At 67.5% G+C, this 3,149-nt stretch carries 3 protein-coding genes and 1 pseudogene; 3 read left to right on the top strand and 1 reads right to left on the bottom strand.

The window, feature by feature from the left end; genetic code table 11:
- The 3 genes from cofH to ACN269_RS32940 form a co-directional block, all read left to right on the top strand.
- On the top strand, positions 1 to 1,511 hold a 1,511-nt coding region (cofH, locus tag ACN269_RS32950; protein ID WP_421476976.1), incomplete at its 5' end, for a 5-amino-6-(D-ribitylamino)uracil--L-tyrosine 4-hydroxyphenyl transferase CofH.
- Positions 1,512 to 1,705: 194 nt separating this feature from the next.
- Entirely contained in the window at positions 1,706 to 2,230 is a 525-nt protein-coding gene (locus ACN269_RS32945; RefSeq protein ID WP_421476974.1) for a YceI family protein, read from the top strand.
- A 108-nt stretch (positions 2,231 to 2,338) separates the two neighbouring features.
- Positions 2,339 to 2,842, top strand: coding sequence for a nitroreductase/quinone reductase family protein (locus ACN269_RS32940; protein WP_421476972.1), 504 nt, complete (start codon positions 2,339 to 2,341; stop codon positions 2,840 to 2,842).
- An 85-nt stretch (positions 2,843 to 2,927) separates the two neighbouring features.
- Here the strand turns inward: ACN269_RS32940 and ACN269_RS32935 are convergent.
- Positions 2,928 to 3,149, bottom strand: a pseudogene (locus ACN269_RS32935) (NADPH-dependent 2,4-dienoyl-CoA reductase); the annotation flags it as partial.

Below are 3,149 nucleotides of genomic sequence, written 5' to 3'. Positions count from 1 at the left end.
GCGGCGTCTCACCGTTGACGCCTGACCACGTCAACCCCGAACGGCCCTGGCCGGCGTTGGACGAATTGGCCGATGTCACCGCCGAGGCGGGCTATGACCTGGTCCAGCGACTGACCGCGCAACCGTCCTACGTGCAGGCCGGCGCGGCGTGGATCGATCCGCGGGTCCGCGCCCACGTCGACGCGCTGGCCGACCCCGACACCGGATACGCCCGCGACATCAACCCGGTCGGTCATCCGTGGCAGGAGCCCGACGAAGCGGCCGAATCGCTGGGCCGCACCGATCTGCACTCCGCCATCGACGCCGAGGGTCGTCGCACCGACACCCGCAGCGACCTGGACAGCGCGTTTGGGGACTGGGAGTCGATCCGGGAGAAGGTCCACGAACTGGCCGCGCGGGCGCCCGAGCGCATCGACACCGACGTGTTGGCCGCGCTGCGCTCGGCCGAGCGCGACCCGGCCGGCTGCAGCGACGATGAATACCTCGCGTTGGCCACCGCCGACGGGCCCGCCCTGGAAGCCGTTGCCGCGCTGGCCGATTCGCTGCGCCGCGAGGTGGTGGGTGACGACGTGACCTTCGTCGTCAACCGCAATATCAACTTCACCAACATCTGCTACACGGGCTGCCGGTTCTGCGCGTTCGCCCAGCGCAAGGGTGACGCCGACGCCTATTCGCTGTCCACCGCCGAAGTGGCCGACCGGGCCTGGGAGGCGCATGTCGCCGGCGCCACCGAGGTGTGCATGCAGGGCGGCATCGACCCCGAGCTGCCGGTGACCGGTTACGCAGATCTGGTCCGCGCCGTCAAGGCCCGGGTGCCGTCGATGCACGTGCATGCGTTCTCGCCGATGGAAATCGCCAACGGCGTCACCCGCAGCGGGCTGAGCATCCGCGACTGGCTGATCAGCCTGCGCGAGGCGGGGTTGGACACCATCCCGGGCACCGCCGCCGAAATTCTCGACGACGAGGTGCGCTGGGTGCTCACCAAGGGCAAGTTGCCGACGTCGATGTGGATCGAGGTGGTGACCACTGCCCACGAGGTGGGGCTGCGGTCCAGCTCGACGATGATGTACGGCCACGTCGACACGCCGCGGCACTGGGTCGGGCACCTCAACGTGCTGCGCTCGATCCAGGATCAGACCGGCGGGTTCACCGAGTTCGTGCCGTTGCCGTTCGTGCATCAGAGCTCGCCGTTATATCTTGCGGGCGGTGCCCGCCCCGGGCCGACCCACCGCGACAACCGCGCCGTGCATGCGTTGGCTCGAATCATGCTGCACGGCAGGATCTCTCATATCCAGACCAGCTGGGTCAAGCTCGGGGTGGACCGCACCCGGGTCATGTTGCAGGGTGGCGCCAACGATCTGGGCGGAACGCTGATGGAGGAGACCATCTCGCGGATGGCGGGCTCGGAGAACGGGTCGGCCAAGTCCGCTGAGGAGCTGATCGCCATCGCCGCCGGCATCGGCCGGCCGGCGCGTCAGCGCACCACCACCTACGCCCCGCTGGCTGCCTAACTCTCCGTGTTCTCTCCGTGTTTTTGCGCGAGCGTGCGCGTCTGCCGGGTGACGCGCCGCGATCTGTCGGCATTTCGCGCACGGTCACGCGGAATATATGCGGACCGCAGTCCGGTTGCATCCGTCGTAGGTGCCGGAAGGGCCGGTGCCACGACCCAAGGAGACTTCAGATGACCACTGCCACCCAGACCCAGTTGGCCGCCGGCACCTGGGCCATTGACCCCGTACATTCCTCCGTCGCGTTCTCCGTGCGCCACCTGATGGTGAGCAAGGTGCGCGGCACGTTCGACACGTTCAGTGGTGCGATCACCGTTGCCGAGGACGGCACTGCGGAGGTGAGCGCCGAGGTCGCCGTCGCCTCCATCAACACCGGTAACGAGCAGCGCGACGCTCACGTCAGGTCCGCCGACTTCTTCGAGGCCGAGCGTTATCCGACGGCCACTTTCCGCTCGACGGGCGTGCGGGCCAACGGCGACGACTACCTGCTCGACGGTGACTTCACCCTGCACGGGGTCACCCGGCCGATCAGCCTGGAACTCGAGTTCAACGGCGTCAACCCCGGTATGGGTCACGGCGAGGTCGCCGGATTCGAGGCATCGGTGGTGCTGAACCGCAAGGATTTCGGGATCGACATCGACCTGCCGCTGGAGACCGGTGGTGCGGTCGTGGGTGACAAGGTCACGATCACGCTGGAGATCGAGGCGCTCAAGCAAGACTGACGTCGTGCGTACCGCGGTGGCGACAGTTGCGTCCGGAATCGCCACCGCGTTACGAAAGGCACCAGGCAAATCGGGATGTCTTGTCTGGCCGGACGCTACCCTGGCTCCGTGCCGATTCCGCGGGTGGACTTCGTCCCCGACAACGCCGCGAAGCGCGCTATCGCCCGGTTCGCTTTCTCGCCGGCCGGCCAATGGGCCCTTCGCAACGTCTCGCCGCGCATCGATCCCGTACTCATCCGACGCACCGGCGGGCGATTGAGCTCGGTCGGTCCGTGGCCTCGCTTCCTTCTGTTGACGCATACGGGTGCCAAGTCGGGGATCGAGCGAACGACTCCGCTGCTGTACTTCACCGATGGCAACCGCGTCATTCTCATCGCCTCGAACTATGGTGGTACCCGTCACCCGGCCTGGTACCACAACGTCAAGGCCGATCCGACGGTCACGCTGTACGGCGCAGGTATCGATGGGCAGTTCGTCGGCGAGGAGGTCACGGGAGCCGAACGGGATCGGTTGTGGGGCATCGCCAAACAGTGGCTCGCCGGCTATGACCGGTACGAGGCATCCGCCGGGGATCGGCCGATTCCGCTCCTCGCGTTCACCCCGATCGAGTAGTCGCGCCCCGGCTGCGAGTGCGCGCAAACTGCCGAAAAATTGCGGCGTGTCGTGCCGCAGACACGCACGCTCGCGAAAACCAGGCCTACAGCCGGGCGGCGAGTTCGGTGCCCTGCTTGATGGCCCGCTTGGCGTCCAGCTCGACGGCCTGGTCGGCGCCGCCGATCACATGCGCCTCGATTCCATTGCGCCGCAGCGCGCCTTCCAGTTCACGCACCGGCTCCTGACCGGCGCAGACCACCACGTTGTCGACGTCGAGCACCCGCGGTTCGGCGTGGTCGGACCCGAAGCTGATGTGCAACCCGGC

The organism is Micromonospora sp. WMMD736 (assembly GCF_049179015.1).
Lineage (GTDB): Bacteria > Actinomycetota > Actinomycetes > Mycobacteriales > Micromonosporaceae > Micromonospora.
The sequence above is the reverse complement of the archived record's forward strand: the minus strand, read 5'-3'. Positions and strand labels throughout refer to the sequence as shown.